At 61.6% G+C, this 21,632-nt stretch carries 10 protein-coding genes; 4 read left to right on the top strand and 6 right to left on the bottom strand.

Translation table 11 applies throughout. From position 1 onward, the window contains the following. Nucleotides 1-59 precede the first annotated feature (59 nt). The 4 genes from AB4O05_RS10210 to AB4O05_RS10225 all read right to left on the bottom strand — a co-directional run bounded on the left by AB4O05_RS10210 (nucleotide 60) and on the right by AB4O05_RS10225 (nucleotide 13,734). Nucleotides 60-1,907, bottom strand: coding sequence for an NEL-type E3 ubiquitin ligase domain-containing protein (locus tag AB4O05_RS10210; protein WP_460164871.1), 1,848 nt, complete (start codon nucleotides 1,905-1,907; stop codon nucleotides 60-62). Further along, entirely contained in the window at nucleotides 1,900-5,187 is a 3,288-nt protein-coding gene (locus tag AB4O05_RS10215; RefSeq protein ID WP_460131250.1) for a dermonecrotic toxin domain-containing protein, read from the bottom strand. Before AB4O05_RS10215 ends, AB4O05_RS10210 begins: the two co-directional genes overlap by 8 nt. Nucleotides 5,188-5,320: 133 nt before the next feature. Beyond that, nucleotides 5,321-10,486 (bottom strand): NEL-type E3 ubiquitin ligase domain-containing protein, encoded by a 5,166-nt coding sequence (locus tag AB4O05_RS10220; RefSeq protein ID WP_460131249.1) that lies wholly within the window; start codon nucleotides 10,484-10,486, stop codon nucleotides 5,321-5,323. A gap of 146 nt (nucleotides 10,487-10,632) precedes the next feature. Further along, on the bottom strand, nucleotides 10,633-13,734 hold the full coding sequence (locus tag AB4O05_RS10225; RefSeq protein WP_460131247.1) for a transglycosylase domain-containing protein: 3,102 nt from the start codon (nucleotides 13,732-13,734) through the stop codon (nucleotides 10,633-10,635). A gap of 387 nt (nucleotides 13,735-14,121) precedes the next feature. Between AB4O05_RS10225 and AB4O05_RS10230 the strand changes: the two genes are divergently transcribed. After that, complete coding sequence (locus AB4O05_RS10230; RefSeq protein ID WP_460131245.1) at nucleotides 14,122-15,534, top strand: amino acid permease; 1,413 nt, start codon at nucleotides 14,122-14,124, stop codon at nucleotides 15,532-15,534. A 47-nt stretch (nucleotides 15,535-15,581) separates the two neighbouring features. On the opposite strand, the gene AB4O05_RS10235 is transcribed toward AB4O05_RS10230, so the two are convergent. Then, on the bottom strand, nucleotides 15,582-16,706 hold the full coding sequence (locus AB4O05_RS10235) for an OpgC family protein (protein WP_460131244.1): 1,125 nt from the start codon (nucleotides 16,704-16,706) through the stop codon (nucleotides 15,582-15,584). Between the two features lie 228 nt (nucleotides 16,707-16,934). Between AB4O05_RS10235 and AB4O05_RS10240 the strand changes: the two genes are divergently transcribed. Genes AB4O05_RS10240 through AB4O05_RS10250 form a run of 3 tightly spaced genes read left to right on the top strand, consistent with a single transcriptional unit; the run spans nucleotide 16,935 to nucleotide 19,817 of the window. Beyond that, nucleotides 16,935-17,309: a GtrA family protein gene (locus AB4O05_RS10240; protein ID WP_460131243.1), complete on the top strand. Its 375-nt coding sequence runs from the start codon at nucleotides 16,935-16,937 to the stop codon at nucleotides 17,307-17,309. Continuing rightward, nucleotides 17,306-18,247: a glycosyltransferase family 2 protein gene (locus tag AB4O05_RS10245; protein ID WP_460131241.1), complete on the top strand. Its 942-nt coding sequence runs from the start codon at nucleotides 17,306-17,308 to the stop codon at nucleotides 18,245-18,247. The genes AB4O05_RS10240 and AB4O05_RS10245 overlap by 4 nt, the downstream gene beginning before the upstream one ends. Then, entirely contained in the window at nucleotides 18,222-19,817 is a 1,596-nt protein-coding gene (locus AB4O05_RS10250; RefSeq protein WP_460131240.1) for a glycosyltransferase family 39 protein, read from the top strand. The genes AB4O05_RS10245 and AB4O05_RS10250 overlap by 26 nt, the downstream gene beginning before the upstream one ends. 157 nt (nucleotides 19,818-19,974) lie before the next feature. On the opposite strand, the gene AB4O05_RS10255 is transcribed toward AB4O05_RS10250, so the two are convergent. Beyond that, nucleotides 19,975-21,594, bottom strand: a complete 1,620-nt coding sequence (locus AB4O05_RS10255) for an FMN-binding glutamate synthase family protein (protein ID WP_460131239.1) — start codon at nucleotides 21,592-21,594, stop codon at nucleotides 19,975-19,977. Between the last annotated feature and the right edge of the window lie 38 nt (nucleotides 21,595-21,632).

Genomic DNA, 21,632 nt, shown 5'->3' on the forward strand with positions numbered 1-21,632 from the left:
GAGCGGGTTTGCCCTGGGCAAGCCCGCTCACCCCAACGCTCACCCGGCGTGGTGTTGATTCAGTCTTGGACGCTGTCCAGGGCTTTTTGCGTGAAGGTGCGTTTCAGCTCCCGGTAGGGAAACTCCGCCAGTCGGTAGAAGCTGTTCAATGTCGCCTCCGGCAGCGGGGTTTCGATCAATACGTCTTTCGCCGCGATACCCAGCTTTGCCCCGTCCGGCCGGTTCAATTCGGCGAGCAGTTTGATCAGTTCCGTTTCCAGTTCCGCCTTGCGCTCCACCGAGCTGGCGTTGCTCCACTCCAGTTGCTTGGGCTGCAATTCTTCGTACAACAGGGTAAAGGCCGCCTGAAACTGTTCCCGCGCGCGCGTCACCTCGCGGTCCTGTTCCACCAGGTCGTTCCAGAACGCTTGATCGAGCAGGCCGTCGAGCAGGGTGTTGCCTGACTCCTTGCTCTTGATCAGTTCAAACGCTGCGTCGAGCTGGGCATCGGTGACACCGGACAAATGGCGATAAACCATGTGCTCTGACACCCATGGCAGGTCGAGGCGCCTCTTGAGCCCGGTTTGAAATGCCAGGTAGACCTCCACCTCGTCGACCTGGTCGGGGTTGCTGCCGAATGCCTGGCCCAGGCCGCCCTCACTGACAGGATTTGTTCGGTAGGCAATATCGCCACGGGCGATTTTACCCACCTCATCCAGACGCCATTTCTGCCTGGCCAGTTTGACCAACTGGCGGGTGCGTGTTTCCAGTCCTTGGGGCGACGTATCGCTGAGGATCTTTTTCTTCAACAACTCCACCCCCATGCTATTGAAAATCGTCGCGCTGGCGTCCGCGCAATTGGTTGGGGCGCTGGCTTCGTGGAACAGTCGCTCGCGTAACTCGGCATCGCCGTGCAACGCGATCATCAACTCCCAGGCGCGGCCGATCAGCTCTTTGCGCCCTTGTTCAAAGCGGCTTCTTTCGGCGGCGTCGTGAAATTCTTCCGGCGGCCTGAGCATCTTGAGGATCCTGAAAAAACCCTCGGCATTTGGTACCGCTTCCAGCTCGTTCCAGATCGTTTCTGCCTCGCTGCGTTCGTTGAGCGGGCGGCCGCGCACCCAGAACGCCTGGTCCTGCGGGTCGCGCGTGGGCAGGGTGCGATCAGGGTCTATGCCATTGGCCAGGCGGTAACGGGTGAACCGCTGTTGGTCCTCGGGTTCCAGGGTGGTGCGGTCCAGCCAACTGTTGGCAATGATTCGCGTCGCCGGTGCCTCGTCGGGGTACTCGGGGACGGTATTGACAGCGGTATCAAGCAGGTCCATTTCCATCAGGCTGTCGCGCGGTGTGTTCAGCCCGGAGGGCCATTGCTCGATACTGGTCCGGCGCAGGTTCAACCTGCGCAGGCGTGGCAGCCGATTGAGATTGAGCTGCGCGCGCAGCTCGGTATTGCCTTGCAGGTTGAGGTTTTCCAGCATCGAACAGGCGTACAAGTCCTGTATGTCCGCGGCGTCCCAACGAATGCCCGGGTTCGCGCTCAAGTCCAGGTTCGTCAGGTGGCGCAGGTTGCGCAGTTGGGTGGGCACCTCATCCAGTTCGTTCTCCGACAGGTTCAACTCACGCACGTTGGGGAAATTTTTCAAGAACTCCAGGTCACGATGCAGCGGGCGGGTGGTGCTTAGGTCCAGTTCGGTGATGTGCTCGAAGTACCCCGGTGGCAGCTCCAGGCTGCGGATGTATACGGTCAGCACGCTGAAGCTCAGGTCCAGCGAGGAACAGTCCGGGTTGGCCGCCGACTCGGTGATCCGCCCGGGGCAGGTCGACTCCCAATTACTGCGCAGTTGGTCACTGATGTAGTTGCGGTAATAGGGTTCGTTGTCGCGGTCGAAGAGGGGTTTTTTCTTCCAGGCGTTCAAGTGCTGCTCAAGCACTTTTTTCGCTCTCCAGCTGCCTCAAGCGGTGTTGTCCCGACTCGCTCTGCAGTTCCAGCAGGACACTTTGCGCCTGTGTATCGCTCATCAACGGGCAGAGCCGGCGCATCCGGGTTTCCAGGGCCTGCGGCGTAGAAGCGTTGCCGCCCAGCAAGCTGCGCAGGGCATTGAACATCGGTTTTTGCAGCAGTGTTTGGGTTTCGTGCCTGTCGACCTGGCGCAAGGTGACGGGTTCCAGCACGTGGCGGCGTGCGGCCGATGAGAGCAACCGGTCCTTGAGCCAACCCTTGAACAGCCGACCCTGGCCGGGTACGTAGTCGGTCTTGCCCTCAGGCAGTACGCGCAGCAAGGCTTCAAAAAAGTCGTAATGGAGAGCGACGCTCTGGCTGCCCGGTTCGTCAATGGCGTAGCGCCCGTTATCCAGGCGCAGCAGGGTTTTTTCGGCGGCGTCCTGCGGCCCGGCCTGGCTGCGGATGGCGCCATCGGGCCGTTGATCGCGCACGGTGATACGCCGTTCACCCAAGGCATCGCTGTGCTGACGCAAGGTATTGAGGGCCATGCGCTCGGTGTCGGCGCTCAGCAAATCGTCGTTGTAAAAACCTTCGAAGGCATGGCTGGCAGTGGCTTCGTTTTGCAGTTCCCAGGCCAGGTTTTTTACCCGCAGGGGGATGCGCTGCTCGTCGGTCATCGCCGCGATTTCCTTGGGATAGGAACGCTGCATCAGGCGCTGCACCAGTTCGGCGGGTAACTGCGGGAACTGCTGTTGCAGCAACCTGGCGGGGGCACTGTCGAGCACGTGCTGACCCCTGTAGAGGTGGTTGAAGGTGGCGATCCTGTTGCGGTCCAGGTCATCGGCCATCTGGTCGCGCAGCGCCTGGATACGCGCCTCGGCGGTGTCGGGCAAGGGCTCGGGTAGCAAGGCTTCGAGCTGCACGGGCGGCAGAAAGTCGTTGAGCCTTGGCGCCAACTGGCCGGCGCTCACGTCCTGATGGCTGATGTCCAGCGTCTGGGCATCGCCGCGCCTGCTGCCATAGCTCAAATGGTTCCCGGTCAATTCGGCGTTGTTGAACACCCTGATGGCTTTATCGGAAGGCCAGCCAGGACGTTCGGTGGTCATTTGCGCCGCCCAGGTAAACCAGTCCCCGGTGGGGGCACCGCCGCGCACCTGTTCCGGCAGTTTGCGCGCCTCATTGGCGGACCTCAGGCGGCTGAGGCTGTCCTCCAGCAACGGCGGGGTGGGTTCAAGGTTCAGGTACATCTTGCGCAGAGCGCCGGGTTGGGTGTCGCTGATGTCGCAGGCCTGGGCCACTTCATCGGCGCTCAACCCCGCGGTGGCGTGCCCCAGGCGCTTGCGCAGTTGAGCGTCGTCCCAGGTCCAGGGGTCTTCGCCTTCGTGCACCCAGGCACCGCTGCCGTTGGCTTCGATAGCTGGTGAGTAGGCTGCGGGGCGAGTGGGATGCGTGACCCGGTGGGTGTTGCGCTCGGCGTCGTGCTCGACCACAAAGTGCTGGTCGTCAAGGCGCACCACCTTTTGCCCTTGATGATCGTACAGGCCCGATTTGTCGGGTTTCGCTTCCGCCGGCAGTGCCAGGTCGTTGCGTGCGTAAGGCGCCAGCTCCGGGTTCCATAGGCGGGTCTTGTCCCCGACCTGCACGGGCTTGAGGCGATTGACGAAGGGTGACGGTTTGAACAGCAGCTCCTTGGCCAAAATGCCACCGCCCGCCATCGCGGACAGTTGCAGCACGTCGGTGACCACGGCGATCACATGTTGGGTGGCTTCCAGGGCCTGGCCTTCGCTGAAGTCGACAATGCCTTCGAACACATCGTCGGCCAGTTGATAGGCGGTGTAGGCCAGCATCAGCTCACCCAGCAAGGGCACGAACGGCGTCACTACCAGCAGGGCGACGTTGAGCAGGTCTGCGCCGATTTTCAGCACGTTTTCCCACCAGGCCCAGCGCTCGTCGTTGTCGGCCTGCGCGGTGGAAACGACCAGGTTGCGCCCGTCGTTGAGAATTTTGTTCAAGGCCGACTGGTACAGCTGTTCCCACAGCTCGCCGACGATGGGCACCCCTTTGAATTGCAGCTTGGGCGTGTTGACCGCTTCTTCGCACCAGGCGGGCGCCGGGTCCTGAGTGTCGCGTTCATGCCATTGCACCCGGTACAGGCGCTCGGTCAGCTCGGCGAAAAACACACCGCGTCGGGCGTGCGGAACGAACTGGCTGAAAAACTGCTGGTAGGTGGTGGGCGACACCTGTTTGCTGGACGGCAGAAGTCGGTTGAGTTGCAGCTTACGCGTGAGGTCCTGCATGAACGCGGTGCTGGAGTCATATTCCTTCACCGGGGTTTCCGGGTCGTGGGGGATGTAGGCGATCAGCTTCGAAACGCTGGAGATATGCTCCAGGTCCCTGGCGATCAGCAAAATGCCGTTCAGGGGGGTATCAAGCAGGTTCAGTTGGTAGAAGTGCGCGCGTTTTTCCGTACCGTCGAGTACGCCGGTTATCACGGCATAGGCCCCGGCGCCCAGCTTCTCCTCTGTCAACGCCATGAACGCGGCGGCCTTGAGTGCGGCCTTTTGGCTGGCAATAACCTGAGGTTTGAATAGCGCCTGGGCGACCGGTTCGGTCGTTGCCAGGCAATCGTTGAGATGACGCTGATAAAGGCTGCCCAGGTCCAGTTCGCGGCACAAGGTTTTGAACTGTTCAAGGCTCATGCGCCGATCGTGACGCAGAATCTGGAAGTGACCGCGATAGTCGGGTTTGGAAATGTAGCAAGAGTGCTGTTCGAAACGTTCCCCGCTGGCAAAGTTATGCAGCGCGGCGTCGAGCAACGACACCGAGCGTGAGGTCACGCCGTTGGACAAATCGAGGGCGTACCATGGCAACTGCTTGGGCGTGTAAATGCGCAGGAAGGTGGTTTTGACATCCAGGTCCAGACCGTACCTGTCGTTGATGGCGCGTTTGAGCAACGGCTCGGCGAAGGCATACACATCCTGCACCGGTCCCAGCTTGGCATCCACCGCGTTTTGCAGGCGCCAGGCCTCGGCATTGAGTTGTTTTAAGGTGTGGTGTTCAAGCGCGCCGGCCGCGGCATACCAGGTCGGCCGTTGCACAGTCAGGTCATTGAGTGGGTGCAGGCGTTGCAGACTGGCTTGCGTCAGCCAGTCCGGTGCCTGGTCTTTGATCCACGTGTAATGCGGGCCTTTCTCTGCGAGGGGCGTGGCGGGATCAAGCGATTGCAAGCGTGCAGCGGAAACCGTGGTTAATCGTGGAAGTTCAGACATGGGCGTTGGCTTTGTGGCTGGATTTAATGCACTAGCCTATGCCTGAAACAGCAGAACAAAAGTTCAAAATTCACAGCGCTTAAAGACGTAATTAGTCAACGATTTCAGTTATTTGAATACAAGTCATAGATAACTAACGCACGCTCGACGTTGCGCTTTCCTCCCAGGTCGGCAGCGGGCCAAGCCCGGCTTTTTCCAAGGCCCGGCGCGTGAGTCGAAGGGGCAGGGCGGTGTATGTATCCTGGACCTTTTCGTAGAGCTGTTTGAGCAGGGTATCCGACAGCGCTTGCTCCATCAGGATGTCTTCAACGGCAGTGTCCAGTGCGGCGGCCAGGCGCGTGAGTTGTTGCTGCAGGTGAGCCTTGCGCTTGGCGGTGACCTCGGGGCTGCGCCATTGCTCGTGGGCTTCGCGCAGGTCCTCCAAGTGGCTGGTGGCCTGCTCGCGCTGTTCGCGTTGGGCTTTGAACGCGCACGCATGGGCCTCCTCCAGGTACTCGGTCCAGAACGGCTGTTCCAGCAGACCGTTGACCAGACCGGCACCGGCTTCCAGTTCGGCCACGGTGGTGTAGGCGGTTTTCAGCTGTTGCGCGCTGACGCCGGCCACGCTGCGATAGCTCATGTGCTCGGACAGCCACGGCAGGTCGAGGCGGCGTTTGAGCCCGGTCTGGTAGGCCAGGTAGACCTCCACGTCGTCCACCTGGTTGGCCTCGCTGCCAAAGGCCTGGCCCAAACCACCTTCGCTGACCGGCGCGGTACGGTGGCGGATATCTTCACGGGCAATCTCCTTGACCCGCTCCAGGCGCCAGGTTTGCCGGGCCAGGCTTATCAGCAGGCTTTCCCGCCGGGCCAGGCCTTCGAGGCTATGGTCGCGCAGGATATTTTCCAGCAGGGTTTCCACGCCAATGCGGTTGAAGGTGTTGGCGCCGGCATCCGCACAATTGACGGGTGCTCCCGCCAGGCTGAAGACGCGCTCGCGAAACCGTGGATCGCGGTCGGCGGCGATCAACACGTCCCACACGCGTTTGCGCAGGTCGTCGCGGCCGCGTACGTACAACGCATGGTCTTGCACCGTTTGGAAACCTTGGGGTTGCAGCAGCCTGATCATGTTGAAAAAGCCCTCGGAGCCCGGTTCGCTTTCCAGGTCGTTCCAGATCAGTTGTGCGTTGTTGCGGGTCTCCTCGCTCAGGCCCTCCAGCCAGTAGGCGCTGTCCGCCGAGCCGCGCACGGGTGCGGTGCGATAGGGGTCCAGGCCTGCTGCGCGACGGTAGCCGACCAGGCGCTGTTCGTCCTCGGCGGGCAGGTGGTTACGGTCCAGCCAGCTGCGGGCAATGATGCGTGCGGCTTGGGAGTCCTCGGCAACGGCGGGCACGCTGTTGACCAGGGTTTGGGTCAGGTCCAGTTCGGGCAGGTGCGCGCGCGGGCTGTCGAGCCCGGCTGGCCAGGCGCTGATGCCGGTCCTGCGCAATTGCAGGTGGCGCAGTTGGGGCCACGGGGTGAGGTCGGGGGCTGTGAGCAATTGGGGGTGGCGGCAGAGGTTCAACGAGCGCAACCGCGAGCACTGCGCCAGTCGCTGATAATCCTCGGCGGTCCAGGCAATCGGGTTGTGCTCCAGGTCCAGCAGCGCCAGGCGCGGCATCTGCGTCAGCGATTGGGGCACGTGCTCCAGGCTATTGGCCGACAGGTCCAGCGCGTACAGGTTGGGGAAGTTGTCGAGGAACGGCAGGACCTGCGCGGTGAAGTGGGTATTGCGCAGGTCCAGGCGCGAGACGTGCCCGAAATCGCCGCGCAGCGGGCCCAGGCCAGGCAGGTAGCGCCCCAGGTCGAGGCCGCCGAGGCTCAGCAGTTCGCCTTGCAGGCGCAGGCCATGGGATATCAGCGAAGACCGCGAGCGGGTTTCCCAGCACTCGATCAGCAGGCCGATGATATAGCCGCGCAACACGCGCTCGTCGCCGGCGGCCTGGCTGTTGGCGGCGGCGAGGGTGGGCTTTTCGCGCCAGCTTTGCAGGTCTTGCAGCAGGTTACGTTTTTCCACTTCAAGGTCGCTGATAATCTGGTCGCCTTCGGTTGAATCGAGGTTACGCACATAGGCTTCGACGTGTTCTCGGCTCATTTGCGGGTAGAGGTCGCGCACCCGGTCTTCGAGTGAGAGCGCGAACCCTTCCATCAAGCGACAAAAGCTGCCGAACATCGGGCGTTGCAACAGCGCCTCGGTAGTTTGTTCGTCGGCCTGGCGCAGGGGCGCCGGTGGCAGGACCTGGCGGCGCTCCTCGGGCGCTTGCAGGTGTGCCTTGATCCACTTCCTGAACGCCGGGCCCTGGCCGGGTTGGAACGCCAGTTTGCCGGGGGCGATGACTTGCAGCAGCGCCTCGAAAAAATCCTGCGGCGCCAGGTTCGCGTCGTGGCGCCTGTAGCGGCCGTCATCGTCGCGCAGCAGCAGGACCTGTTCGCTGGCGTCCTGTGCGCCGACCTCGCAGCGCAGCGCACCGTGTGGCGCCTGGTCGCGCACGCTGATGCGCAGATCCCCCAGGGCGTCGCTGTACAGGCGCAGGGTATTGAGCACCATCCGCTCGCTGTCCGGCGTGGGCAAGGCATCGCCGTAGAGGCCTTCGTAAGCGCGGCTGGCGAGGGTTTCGTGCTGCAGCGCGCGGGCCAGGTTGCTCAGGCGCAACGGCACCGGTGCCTGCGTGTCCAGCCGTGCCTGCTCCTCTGGTAATGCGCGGCTGAGCAGGTGCTCCACGAGCGCTCCGGGCAACTGCGGGAAATGCTCGCGCAGCCGCTGACCCGGTGCGCTGCCGGGCAATTGCGTCGCATCGTAGAGCTGTTCGAACACCACCGGCAGTTGTGGTGTGAGGGACGCGGCGATCTGTTCACGCACTGCTTCGACCCGCGCGGTGCGCAGCGGCGGCAGTGGGGCGGGGAGCAGGGCCTGGAGTTCGGCGTCGTCGAGAAAGTCGATGATGCTCGGCGCCAGCTCGCCGTCGGCCAGGTGCTGGCGGCTGATCTTGAGGCTGTTGGCCGCGCTGGCCGCATCTGCACCGTACGCGCGGTGGCGACCGCTCAGCGTGCTGCTGTCGTACACGTGGATGGCTTTGTCCGCCGGCCAACCGGGCAGCTCGCTCGCCAGTTGCGCCGACCAGTCATAGGAGGTCCCCATGGGCTCGCCACGGCGCAGGCGCTCCGGCCACGCCTGCACTTCGCGCTTGAGTTGCAGGCGCTGGAGGCTGTCGGCCAACAGCGGCGGGATGGGCCCCAGGCGGGTAAACAGTTTGCGCAACGTGCCGTCATCGGTGCCGCTGATCTCGCAGGCCTGTTGCACCTGCTCGGCGCTGAGACCGTCGCTGCTGTGCCCCAGGCGGCTGCGCAGGGTGGCGCCGTCCCAGGTCCTGGGATTTTCGCCTTCATGCACCCAGACGCCCTGGCCGTTGTGTTCGATCCGTGGTGAATAGGCGTCGGCGCGTGTCGGGTGGGTGATGCGATGGGTGTGGGGCGTGCTGTTGTGGTCGATGCGGTAAAGCTGTTTGGCCAGGGGCAATAGGTGTCGGTCTTCGTGGGTATGCAGCCCGAGCCTGTCGGGGCGTGAATCGACCGGCAGCGACGACTGCGCCAGGGCGTAGGGCGCAAGGTCCGGGTTCCACAGGCGCGGTTCGCCATTGACCCGCACCGCCCGCAGCCCGTCGACGAAAGGCGAGCGCGGGTAGAGCAGTTGTCTGGCAATCTCGCCGCCAACCGCCTGCGCGCCGAGCTGGACCAGATCGGTCAACACCGCGATCACGTGCTGCGCCGCTTCCCCGGCCTGGCCCTGGCTCAGGTCGACGATACCTTCGAGTACGTCGTCGGCCAGTTGATAGGCGGTATAGGCCAGCATCAGCTCGCCCACCAGCGGTAAAAACGGTGCGGCGACCATCAGTGCGGCATTGAAAATATCCCCCAGGATGCGCGTGACGTTATCCCACCAGGCCTGGCGTGCCTGGCTGTCGGCATCGGCCGTGGGCACGGCGATGTGCCGCGCGTCATTGAGGATTTTGTCGAGGGCGCGCTGATAACCGTGCTCCCAGGCGTCGCCGTTGATCTTCTGCGCCTCGAATTGCAGGCGCGGTTGCTCGACCGGGGTGTCGCGCCAGCTGGGGCGCGGGTCGAGCGGTTGCCGGGCATGCCATTGCACTTTGCACAGTCGCTGCTCCAGGCCGGCAAAAAAATAGCCGCGCTGGGCGTGGTCGACAAACTGGCTGAAGAACTGCCGGTAGGTTTGCCTGGGCATGCGTGCGCTGGAGGGCAGTTCGGCATTGGCCTGCAATTTACGCGTCAGGTCGCGCATGAAGTCGAGGCTCGACGCGTACTCCTTCACCGGGCTTTGCGGGTCGTGGGGGATATAGGCGATCAGCCTGGATACGCTGCTGGTCTGCTCCAGGTCGGCGGCGATCAGCAGGATGCCGGTCAACCGCGCATCCAGGATGCTCAGTTGGTAGAACTGCATCAGCCCGGGCTCGCCGCGCAGGGCGCGTAGCAGGACGTGATGGGCCGCGGGGCTGAGGTCCGGGGCGCCAGCGGCGTCGGTCTTGATCACGGCCAATTGCGCGGCGGCCTTGAGCGCGGCCTTTTGGCTGGCGATTACCTGCTGCTTCAGGTTGAGCCGCGCGTTCAGGTCGTCGGCCAGCAGGGTGTGGGTCAGGTGTTGCTGGTAGCGTTTGCCCAGGTCCAGTTCGCGGCACAGGCGCTTGAACTGCTCGATGGACATGCGCCGGTGCAACTCAAGCACTTCGAAGTGGCCGCGATGGTCAGGCTGGCTGATGTAGCTGGAGGGCGTTACAAACACCTCGCCGGCGGCAAAGTTGTGCAACGCCGCATCCAGCAGTGACAGCGTGCGCGTGGTCACGCCGTGGGAAAAGTCCTTGCTGTACCACGGCAATTGCCTGGGCAGGTACAGGCGCAGAAAGGTGGCCTGCACGTTCAGGTCGAGTTGGTATTGGTCCTTGATGGCGCGTTTCAACAGTGGCAGGGCGAAGGCGTACACATCCTTGAGCGCGCCCAGTTGCCGGTCCACCGCGTTCTGGCTGCGCCAGCTCTCGGCGTTATCGGCCTTGAGTGCCGTGTGCCGGGCCTGGCCGGCGTCGACGTACCAGGCGGGAAACATCGGCGTGACAGCATTCAGGGCTTGCACCCGATGGGGCAGCGCGCTGGCCAGCCACGCGGGGATTCGCTGTTGGATCAGTGCATGGTGCGGGCCTGGCAGCGGCGAGTCGCCGTCGGTGGCGGCGCGCAGGGGAGTGGCAAGGCGAGCGGGTATCTGAAGGTCGGGCATGGGCAGGGCCAGGGCGAGTGAACAAGCGCTTTAGCCTAGCCAGCAATGCCGTGAAAAAAGCTCAAAAACTTAAGGTTTTCAAGGGGTAAGTAGTGATATTGGGCGAATATCCGGATGCTTGCGCTACATAACTGACACCCGCCTTATCACGGGGTGTCGGGGGCCTGGCACAGGCTGTGCCCCTCCCGTTGCAGGTAGGGCGTGATCAGCGGCGCCATGCCTTTGAGCACTTGCACCGGCAAGGCCGAGGTGAAGGTGAAGTGCTGTGCGGAGCTGCCTGGCACAAAGGCGGTGAGCGTGCCGAAGTGATGCTCGCCGATGTAGAACACGAAGGTCGCGGTGCGGTTGATCGACTTGGAACTGAGGACCCGCCCACCGGCGCCCACGGCTTCGATGCGGTTGTCGCCGGTGCCGGTCTTGCCGCCCATGGCCAAGGGGGTGCCGTCGGCCAGTTTGAAGCTGCCGGCAACACGTTTTGCCGTGCCGGCGTCCACCACTTGCGACAGCGCCTCGCGCAGCGCGGCCGCAACTTCGCTGGGCATGACCCGGCGGGCGCGGTTCGGCTCGGGGATCAGCCGGGTGTCGTACGGGGTGCCGGCGGCAAAGTGCAGGCTGTCGATGCGCAATACCGGCAAGCGCACCCCGTCGTTGAGGATGATGCCCATCAGCTCGGCCAATGCCGCCGGCCGGTCGCCCGAGCTGCCGATGGCGGTCGCCAGCGAGGGCACCAGGTGGTCAAAGGGATAGCCCACTGCTTGCCAGCGCCGATGAATATCCAGGAACGCCTCGACCTCCAGCAAGGTACGGATGCGGCTGTCGCGGGCGCTCTGGTGCCGGCTCTTGAACAACCAGCCATAGACTTCCTGGCGTTCGAAGCGGCTGGCCTCGACGATCTGGCTGAAGCTGGCGTCGGGATGTTGCAGCAGGTAGCCCAGCAGCCACAGGTCCAGGGGGTGGACCTTGGCGATGTAGCCCTGATCGGGCAAGTCGAAGCGACCGGGGCCATAGCTGTCGTAGAGTTTCGCCAGGCGTGTGTCGCTCAGTTTTTCCTGGCTCTTGGCGGATGTAAGGTGCGAGCGCACGAAGTGATTGAAGGTGGCCGGGTCGGCATCGGGGAACAGGTAGCGATGCACCGCGGCCAGGCGAATCGGGGTGGGGCGCAGGCTGTCGAGAAAGGTTTCAAGGCGCGCCTGGGTGTCTTTCTTCTGGTATTTCTTCCAGAACTTGCGCAGGAAGGTGCTGCCTTCGCGGTCGGCGAATGCGGCCAGGTATTCCTGGCGACGCGGGTCACTGTCGTCCTTGAGCAGTTGCGCGCTGTTGTCGGGGCCGGCGTAGGTGCTGTAGCGCACCAGGTCGCGCATCAGGCGAATGAACGGCAGGTTGATCGATTCGCGCAACGCATCGCGCAGGGTCGGATTGCGGCCATTGTCCTGGCTGCGGAAGTTATGGAAGCGGTGCACGCCACCGCCGGTGAAAAAGCTTTCGCCGGGGCTGGCCGAATAGGTTCGGTCGAGGGCGGCGCCGAGCATGGTTGCCAGGCGCTTGTCGCGGGCCTGCAGCAGGTAGTCGACGGCCCAACGACTGAGGCGGTCCTGCTCGGCGACGTCTACGTTGCGCAGCGCGGCCGGCGTCAGTTGCCCATAGCGCTGGTGCAGTTCGGCGACGATTTGCAGGTAGGTGGTGAGTACCCTCAGCTTGGCGGTGGAGCCCAGCTCCAGCTTGCTGCCTTCGTTGATGTCGAAGGGTTGGTCGGTGTTGTCGGTTTGTACCCGTACCCGTGAACCGTCGGCGGTGCGTTCGAACAGGGTAAAGCTGTAGCGCACTTGTGCGGTGGTGCCGGGGGTGAGCAAGCGTTCGCCGAGCAGCCCGACCTGGGCGGCGAACGCGGGGTCGGCCAGTTGCTTGAGGTACGTGGTGAGTTGGGCCTGCAAGTCACTCTGCAAGGTGCTGGTGGCGGCCAGGTCGAGGCGGTCCAGGTCGTATAGCGGGCGGTTGAGCAGGTTGCCCAATTGGCTGCGGGCCACGCTGATGCCTTTGTTGCTCTCGACCCGTTGCAGGGTGGGCTGCAACTGCCAGTCGCGGTAGGTCAGGCTGACGGCGAGCGCGGCTTTGGCGGTTGTGGCATCGACAATGCCGTTCTGCGCGAGCAGGCGCAGGTGGCTGTCGGTCAATTGCGCCAGCTCGTCGCGGCCCTTGGCCAGGTAGTAAGAAGGGCGGCGCTGGGCAATCATCAGCGACAGCACCTGGCGCAACGCCAGGCCGCGCGCCGCGATGCTGGCCGGGGCGGACGCGGTGTCGGCCAGGGCCCGGTTGACCTGGTCAAAGTCCGCGCCGTACCACACGCGCAACCCCTCGGCCATGCCGTGCACCTCGCCATGCCCGGGCACCGCCGACAGCGGCACGCTGTTGAGGTAATCGCGGACCACGTTCTGCCGTGCCACCAGAGTGTCGGGGCCATGCTGGTAGGCACGCACACTGGCGGAGAACATCTGCCGCAGCTTTTCACCGCCCGAGAGGGTGCGGCCCTCCGGCGAGTGGCGGTATTTCTCCAACTGCGTGGCCAGGGTACTGCCGCCGGCGGTCTGCCCCGGCAAGTGCAACTGGCGGGCGACTTGCGACCATGCGGCCCTGGCAAAGCGCGGCCAGTCCACGGCGGGGTTGGCTTGGGGTTGGGTGGGGTCGAGCAGGTCACGGTTTTCGATAAACAGCAGGCTGTCGACCATCAGGGGCGGTACGTCGCGAAAGCGCGCATACAACTGCGGCGGGTAGTTGAACTGGTACAACGGCGCCGCGCGGCAGTCGGTGATGGTCAGCCCGGCCTGGCTCTTTTCGGCGTAGGGGATGAACAGGCCGTGGCGGCTGTAATCCATCAGCGCCGCGGAAAAACGCGCCTGGGACTCGATCAGGTAATGCCGCTTGAGCAGGCGTGGCAGGAACTCGCCAAGGGCGCTGTAGCCCAGGCGCTGGTCAAACGGTCCGGCGCCGGGGTAGACGATGGCATCGCTGGCACCGGGCTCCACGCGGTAGGTGAGGCGGGCGGCCAGTTGACTGAGTTCACGGGCTTGCCAGCGGGCGCTGTGCATTTCGCGCAGCGCGGCATAGCCCAGGCCGAGCAGGGCCATCAGCACAATCAGCCAGGCAAGGCGCCGCCATGGCCGCGAGGCTCTGGTTTTTTTCGGCAAAGGCGCGGGCGGCAGGTTGTCGCTGACGTCAGCCTTGGCGGAATCTTTTTGCCACAGAGCGCCCATAGTCGATTGATCCATCCTACAGATTGATCGGACTTGTCTGAAGCGTAGACGCAGATGACCGCCGTCACGAGGTTTGTCGCCGGGCAGGCACCTCATTGCGCAGGTTATGTAATACTTCGCGCCGTTTTTCGCCGCAAAGGCCGGTTTAGACGGTTGCGGCACTCACCGCCGAACGGCGTTGCAGCGGGGCTTATCGCCAAATTTTGCTGTTTATTGAGTGAAAAGCCCTGTCGCTAGCTTTTTATACTGCACGCCCCGCTGACCTGGCTGACGATTGCCAGGCGAGTCTGCCCACGAGGCAGGTCGGTCCAGCCGGCATATGAGCCCATCTGCTGATATGCCCGAGGCTCGGTGGTTATATCAATAACAAAATGAGGTTGTATTCCTATGCCAGTTGGCACTCCACTGCCCCGTGACCGGGACGCCCAAAGCGGCCCACTCAAACGCGAATTGGGCGAACGCCACATTCGCCTGATGGCCCTTGGCGCCTGTATCGGCGTGGGCCTGTTCCTCGGTTCGGCCAAGGCTATCGAAATGGCCGGCCCGGCGATCATGCTCGCGTATATTCTCGGCGGCCTGGCGATCCTGGTGATCATGCGCGCCCTCGGCGAGATGGCCGTGCACAATCCCGTCGCCGGTTCGTTCGGGCGTTATGCCCAGGACTACCTGGGCCCGCTGGCCGGCTTTCTGACCGGCTGGAACTACTGGTTCCTGTGGCTGGTGACATGCGTTGCGGAGATCACCGCCGTGGCGGTGTACATGGGCGTCTGGTTTCCCGACGTGCCACGCTGGATCTGGGCCCTGGCGGCGCTGATCAGCATGGGCAGTATCAACCTGATTGCGGTCAAGGCCTTTGGTGAGTTCGAGTTCTGGTTTGCCCTGATCAAGATCGTCACCATCATCGCCATGGTGCTGGGCGGCGTCGGCATCATTGCCTTCGGCTTTGGCAACGACGGCGTGGCGCTGGGCATTTCCAACCTGTGGGCCCACGATGGCTTCATGCCCAACGGCGTGACTGGCGTGCTGATGTCCCTGCAAATGGTGATGTTCGCCTACCTGGGCGTGGAGATGATCGGCCTCACCGCCGGTGAAGCGAAGAACCCGCACAAGACCATTCCCAATGCCATCGGCTCGGTGTTCTGGCGGATCCTGCTGTTCTACGTGGGGGCGCTGTTCGTGATCCTGTCGATCTACCCATGGAATGAAATCGGCACTCAGGGCAGCCCGTTCGTGATGACTTTCGAGCGCCTGGGCATCAAGACCGCCGCCGGCATCATCAACTTCGTGGTGATCACCGCGGCGCTGTCGTCGTGCAACGGCGGCATCTTCAGCACCGGGCGCATGCTCTACAGCCTGGCGCAGAACGGCCAGGCCCCGGCGACATTCGCCAGCACCTCCAGCAATGGCGTACCGCGCCGCGCACTGCTGCTGTCGATCGGCGCCTTGCTGCTGGGCGTGCTGCTCAACTACCTGGTGCCGGAAAAGGTGTTTGTGTGGGTCACGTCCATCGCCACCTTTGGCGCGATCTGGACCTGGGTGATGATCCTGCTGGCGCAACTCAAGTTCCGTAAAAGCCTGAGCCCGGCCGAGCAGAAAGCCCTGAAATACCGCATGTGGCTGTACCCGGTCAGCTCATACCTGGCGCTGGCATTCCTGGTGCTGGTGGTGGGCCTGATGGCGTACTTCCCCGACACGCGCATTGCGTTGTATGTGGGCCCGGTATTCCTGGTGCTGCTGACCGTGCTGTTCTACGTGTTCAACTTGCAGCCCACCGAGGCTGCGGTGCGCGCCGACGCCTGACCACCCTCTGCTCGACAAAAAGCCCCGTGATCGGGGCTTTTTGCTGTTCAGGTGTTGGCCGTGCGCGCCGGTTGGCCGAGGTGCTTGTTGAACTCCAGCCAGGCGCCCAGCAACGCCATCAACCCGGCGCCCACCAGGGCGGTGCACACCTGCATGGCGAAGGCATCGCCGGCCATGGCATTGACCATATCCGCCAAGGGTGCCAGCAGCACGCCCAGGCAGAACACCTCAAGCGAGTAGCGCCCCATGCGGCAGGTTTGCTGGGCCAGCCAGTTTTGCGTCCATTCGCGGCCGGGCAGCAGCTTGGCGGTGACATAGGCCAGGGCCAGGAAGTGCAACAGCCGCACGGGCGACAGGTCGGTCTTGCTGATCGGGTACAGCAACTCACTGAGCCGCGCAGGCATCAGCGCATCGTGAATCTCGGGCCAGCGCCAGGACACGGTAAGGATGCCGGCCGCCAGGGTGTAGCCGGCGGCAGCGATGAGCAGGGGCTGGCGTGACAGCGGGCGGTGTTGTGCGGCCTGGGGCCGCTGGCGGTGCAGCGCCGCTGCACCGCCGAGTATAAAGAGCAATTGCCAGGTGATCGGGTTGAAGTACCACACGCCATCGGCAATCGCCCGCAGGTTCCAGCCAAGTTTCGGTGCCAGCAGGTAGACCGTCAGTGAGACGGCCACCACCGCCCAGGTCTTGCGCACCAGCAACGGCAACACCAGCGGCAAGCCGGCCAGCAGCACGATATACAAAGGCAGCGGGTCCATCAGGTTGGGCTTGAAGCGCAGCAGCAACTCGTCCGTCAGGGCTTGTTGAGGGTGGGTAATGAAGTGCGTCAGGCCCATTTCCTGGACCAGGTCGCGGGTTTCGACATGGTTATTGGCGTAGAACACGATGCCCATCAGCATCGCCAGCAGGAAGATGTGCACCACGTACAGCACCCAGGCGCGGCGCAGGATCTTCACGCAGGTAATCCAATACCCTTCGCGTTGCAGGATCTTGCCGTAGGCCAGAATCGCCGCGTAGCCGGCCAGGAATACAAACACTTCCGCTGCATCGCTGAAACCGAAATTGCGCAGGGTGATCTGGCCGAGTGGGTTGTGGGGCACGTGATCCCAGAAGATGAAGATCAACGCCAGGCCCCGAAAAAAATCGATGCGTGGGTCGCGTCCGTTCAGCATGGCAGCGGGCTCTTGAACAAAAGGTTTAGTAATGACCGGCGAATGTGCGGGGTGTCGTACGCCGCACGTCGGGCGGGGGCAGGTTGGCGGTATTTGTAAGTAATTGCAAAATATGGGTATTACCGAATGTCTCACCCGTACGCGCCAGGTACCTGTTAATTCTGACAGTAGACGCTTTCCTGAGCCTGGTGGCCTACTAATCACCCACCGCAACGGGAAGATGACGGTATGGCCAGGCTGTGGAAGGGATTCTCAAGCTACACAGTGGTTGGCATCGCCAATACGGTGATCCACTGGCAGCTGTTTTTCGTGCTCAGGGCGGCGTTTGAGCTGAGTCAGGCGGCCAGCAATTTTTTTGCGTTCTGTGTGGCCGCGTCGTTTTCCTTTTACGCCAATGCGCTCTACACCTTCGCCGCACCAACCTCATTGCCGCGTTATCTGCTGTTCATGCTTTGCATGGGGGGGTTGAGCTTGATCGTCGGCTGGCTGGCGGATCACTGGCGATTACCGGGCCTGGTGACCGTGGTGGCATTTTCGTTGATCAGCCTGCTGTGCGGCTTTCTGCTGTCCAAGTGGGTGGTATTCCGCGAGCGCGGGCAATGAAGGTCTCACTGGTGGTGCCGCTGTACAACGAGGAGCAGGCGGTGGGTGTGTTTTACCGCGCCGTGCGAGATGAGCCCTTATTGCACGAATATACGCTCGAGATCGTGTTGATCAACGATGGCAGTACCGATCGTACCGCCGAGCATGCACGGGCGATTGCGCTGGCCGACGACGACGTGGTGCTGATCAACTTTTCGCGTAACTTCGGCAAGGAGGCCGCACTGTTCGCCGGCCTGGAATACGCCAGCGGCGACGCCGTGGTGCCCCTGGATGTCGACCTGCAAGACCCGATAAACGTAATCCCTCGCCTGATCCAGGAATGGCGCAACGGTGCCGACGTGGTACTGGCCAAACGCCGCGACCGCTCCAGCGACGGCTACCTCAAACGCCACAGTGCGTCGCTGTTCTATCACCTGCTCAACCGTATCGCCTACACCCACATCGAAGAAAACGTCGGCGATTTCCGCTTGATGGACCGCAAGGTGGTGGACGTGATCAAGGCCTTGCCCGAGCAGCAATTGTTCATGAAAGGCGTGCTGTCCTGGGCCGGGTTCAACGTGGCGATCGTCGAATACGACCGCGCCCCCCGCGCCGCCGGCCAGAGCAAATTCAACGCCTGGAAACTGTGGAACCTGGCACTGGACGGGATCACCTCGTTCAGCACCTTGCCGTTGCGTTTGTGGAGTTATATCGGTGGGTGCATTTCGTTACTGGCCTTGGTGTATGCCGGGTTTCTGGTGCTGGACAAAGTGCTGTTCGGCAATGCAGTGCCGGGGTATCCATCGGTGATGACGGCGATTTTGTTCTTGGGTGGGGTGCAACTGATCGGCATCGGGATATTGGGGGAGTATGTGGGGCGGATTTATATGGAGGCGAAGCATCGGCCGAGGTATGTGATCAGGGAGGTTGTCAGTGTTGAAAAAAATAACAAGCGCTGAAAATAGCAAAAACATGGCTGGGCGTAGTGCAACGCCAGGGTTTACCCAGTGGTGGTGGATCGTCGCAATCATTGTTCTGTCGTTATTCTTACGCATGTATAAACTGACCGATGCATCCATCTGGTCAGATGAAGCGTTCAGCTTGGAAATGATCACCTATCCGTTTCGTACTATTTGGATACTGAGTGGGCAAGATGTTCATCCTCCGCTTCATTACTTTATTTTAAAAGCGTGGGTGGGCTTGGTTGGCAGTAATAGCTTGGTATGGGTTCGGGGGTTGAGCGTCATTTTTGGTGTACTGACTGTTAGCTTTGGAATATGGCTGATGTTGTTGATTTCAACAAGGCGTGCAGCCAGTGTTGCGGGATTGTTGTTGGCCGTGCTGCCTATCGCAGTTCGGTACAGTCAGGATGTGCGAATGTACTCTATGCTGGGTGCTTTATTGCTTGGGGCAACTATTGCGTTTGTTTATTGGGTGATGTACCCGTCGAAGACGCGATACCTTGTCGCCTATGCCTTCTTGATGGTGGCTGGATTCTACACACACTACTTTTCAATTTTTGCTGTCGGCTCGCACTGGTTATATTTATTGCTGATTCGGCTCCCACGATTCGGTAGCCACCGACATATCGAATACCCAGGATGGTGGCTGACTAATGTGATGATGGCTGTTCTTTACATTCCTTGGTTGCCATCGATGCTCAAGCAGTTTTCCAAATTTGGGACTGGTTGGATTTTGCCGCTTTCACTCGACAGTTTACCGTCAGCAATATGGAAGTTTTTAACCGCCAATGACGGGCATGCGCAGGGTGGAGTTACTTTCTGGTTAGTGCCGTTAGTGTATTGGATTGTCGCCGTATCAGTTTTTATGCTGAAGGGCGATAAGTATAGGTTCAATGTTCTGGTTGTTGTATGCGCTCTTTTAACGATGCTCGCTGCTGCACTAAGCTCTTTGGCTGTACCGGTTTTTGTCGAGCGCTATTTGTTTTTCTCGGCGCTCATGTTGCCCATGGTTTTGGCACTCGCCTTGGAGAGAGTGCGAAGCACTGTATGGTTTGTTAGCGTGGTGTTTTTAGTGCTGGCTATAGAAGTGGGTGGGATGACTAATATTTATAGACAAAACCATACACTGAATAACCCCTATCGCGTTGCTGATAATCAATTGTCTCGGCTGATGTCTTATTTCGATGCGGTTTCGATCGAAGGAGATGTTTTGGTGGTTGGAGATGTTTATATATTTTACGCTGCTAAGTATTACGATACTAAATATCGGAAAATTGTTTTGTACCTGCCGGCCCCAAAAGACGGGGCTTTGGGACCTTCGAAAGATAATGATTTTTTTGCGCCGATGTTGAGGTATTCAAATGACACCTATATCGGTGATCTTGACGAACTTAAAACTGAGAGCCATCGGGTATGGTTGTTACCCTACACGGACCAGCTTCGAGATAACCTCATAAAGATCCCAGGTATGTGGCGGCTTATTCGACACGAGGCAGGGGGAGATAACGTACTTAACCTCTATGTGATCTGTTCCTCGCAGACTCGGGAGCTTTCAGAGTGTAGGTGAGGGCGATAAGCGACATGTCAATAATCGCGCTCGCCCTGGGCCATTTTTATCGACAAACAGATCGTGGATGATGCACTGCGGTTCCTGACGGTTTTCTCCCACCCGACCTATTGTCCGGGTGTTCAGGCTTGATGACTGTCAGCATGGGATCGCTCCTTTATGCGGCAACGACTTCACGTGGCTCAAAACTATCCGCCCGCGCCATCTGCCACATGCGCGAGTAAAACTCGCCGTTCACCTCACCCGTGAGCAACTCCCCAGGCTTGAGGAACACATGTAACTGCGAGAACAGCTTGATCTCGGTCGCTGACATGCGCCGCACCAGGTGCTTGGCCGACAGTTGTGACGGATGATCCAGGCCGGCGGCCGCGAGCATCTCGGCCAGGGCCTTGAGGGTGTTGCGGTGGAAGTTGAACACGCGCTGGGCTTTGTCCGGCACCACCAGGGCGCGTTGGCGCAACGGGTCCTGGGTGGCGACGCCGGTCGGGCATTTGTTGGTGTGGCAGCTTTGCGACTGAATGCAGCCGATGGCGAACATGAAACCGCGGGCCGAGTTGGCCCAGTCGGCGCCGATGGCCAGTACGCTGGCGATATCGAAGGCGCTGACGATCTTGCCGCTGGCGCCGAGCTTGATCTTGTCGCGCAGGTTCAGGCCCACCAGGGTGTTGTGCACGAACAACAGGCCCTCACGCAGCGGCACGCCGATATGGTCGGTAAACTCCACGGGCGCGGCGCCGGTGCCACCTTCCTTGCCGTCGACCACGATAAAGTCCGGCAGGATGCCGGTTTCGAGCATGGCCTTGGCGATGCCCATGAATTCCCACGGGTGGCCCAGGCAGAACTTGAAACCCACCGGTTTGCCGCCGGACAGCTCGCGCAACTGGGCGATGAAGTGCATCAGTTCGATGGGGGTGGAAAACGCACTGTGGCGCGACGGCGAAACGCAGTCTTCGCCCATCAGGATGCCGCGTGTCTCGGCAATTTCCCGGGTGACTTTGTGCTTGGGCAGGATCCCGCCATGCCCCGGCTTGGCGCCCTGGCTCATCTTGATCTCGATCATGCGCACTTGCGGGTTTTGCGCCTGCGCGGCAAAGCGCTCCGGGTCGAAACGGCCGTCGCTGGTGCGGCAGCCGAAGTAGCCGCTGCCCAGTTCCCAGGTCAGGTCGCCGCCATTTTCGCGGTGGTAGGGGCTGATGCTGCCTTCGCCGGTGTCATGGGTGAAGTTACCGAGCTTGGCGCCCTGGTTGAGCGCGCGAATCGCGTTGGCGCTCAGCGAACCGAAGCTCATCGCCGAGATATTGAATACCGACGCCGAATACGGCTGGGTGCACTGCGGGCCGCCGACCATCACGCGAAACGCGCTGGGGTCGCTCAGCGGCGCGGGGCGCATGGAATGGCCGATAAATTCGAAGCCCGACTGGTACACGTCGATCAGGGTGCCGAAGGGTTTGTCGGCGGTTTCGTTCTTGGCGCGTGAGTAGACCAGCGAGCGTTGCGCACGGGAAAAGGGCAGGGCGTCGCTGTCGGACTCCAGCAAATATTGGCGGATCTCCGGGCGGATGGCCTCCACCAGGTAACGGATATTGCCCAGGATCGGATAATTGCGGCGTACCGCGTGGGGGCGTTGCAGCAGGTCGCCAAGACCGATCAGGCTCAACACGGCGGTGACCAGGGTGATGGGCCATAGCCATTCGTGGTGGATGAAAGGGAGGCTGGCGAGGGTGAAAATAACGCACACGGCAAAGAAGGCGTAACGGCTTAGCAAGGACAGGCTCATACGGTTTCCTTGGGTTCGGACTCTTCAGGTCGATCCGG

This window comes from Pseudomonas sp. S1_G07, from assembly GCF_054668565.1.

Coding starts and splice junctions, on each gene's coding strand:
- AB4O05_RS10215 (WP_460131250.1), bottom strand. CDS start 5,187: ATGTCTGAACTTCCACGATTAACCACGGTTTCCGCTGCACGCTTGCAA.
- AB4O05_RS10220 (WP_460131249.1), bottom strand. CDS start 10,486: ATGCCCGACCTTCAGATACCCGCTCGCCTTGCCACTCCCCTGCGCGCC.
- AB4O05_RS10225 (WP_460131247.1), bottom strand. CDS start 13,734: ATGGGCGCTCTGTGGCAAAAAGATTCCGCCAAGGCTGACGTCAGCGAC.
- AB4O05_RS10230 (WP_460131245.1), top strand. CDS start 14,122: ATGCCAGTTGGCACTCCACTGCCCCGTGACCGGGACGCCCAAAGCGGC.
- AB4O05_RS10235 (WP_460131244.1), bottom strand. CDS start 16,706: ATGCTGAACGGACGCGACCCACGCATCGATTTTTTTCGGGGCCTGGCG.
- AB4O05_RS10240 (WP_460131243.1), top strand. CDS start 16,935: ATGGCCAGGCTGTGGAAGGGATTCTCAAGCTACACAGTGGTTGGCATC.
- AB4O05_RS10245 (WP_460131241.1), top strand. CDS start 17,306: ATGAAGGTCTCACTGGTGGTGCCGCTGTACAACGAGGAGCAGGCGGTG.
- AB4O05_RS10255 (WP_460131239.1), bottom strand. CDS start 21,594: ATGAGCCTGTCCTTGCTAAGCCGTTACGCCTTCTTTGCCGTGTGCGTT.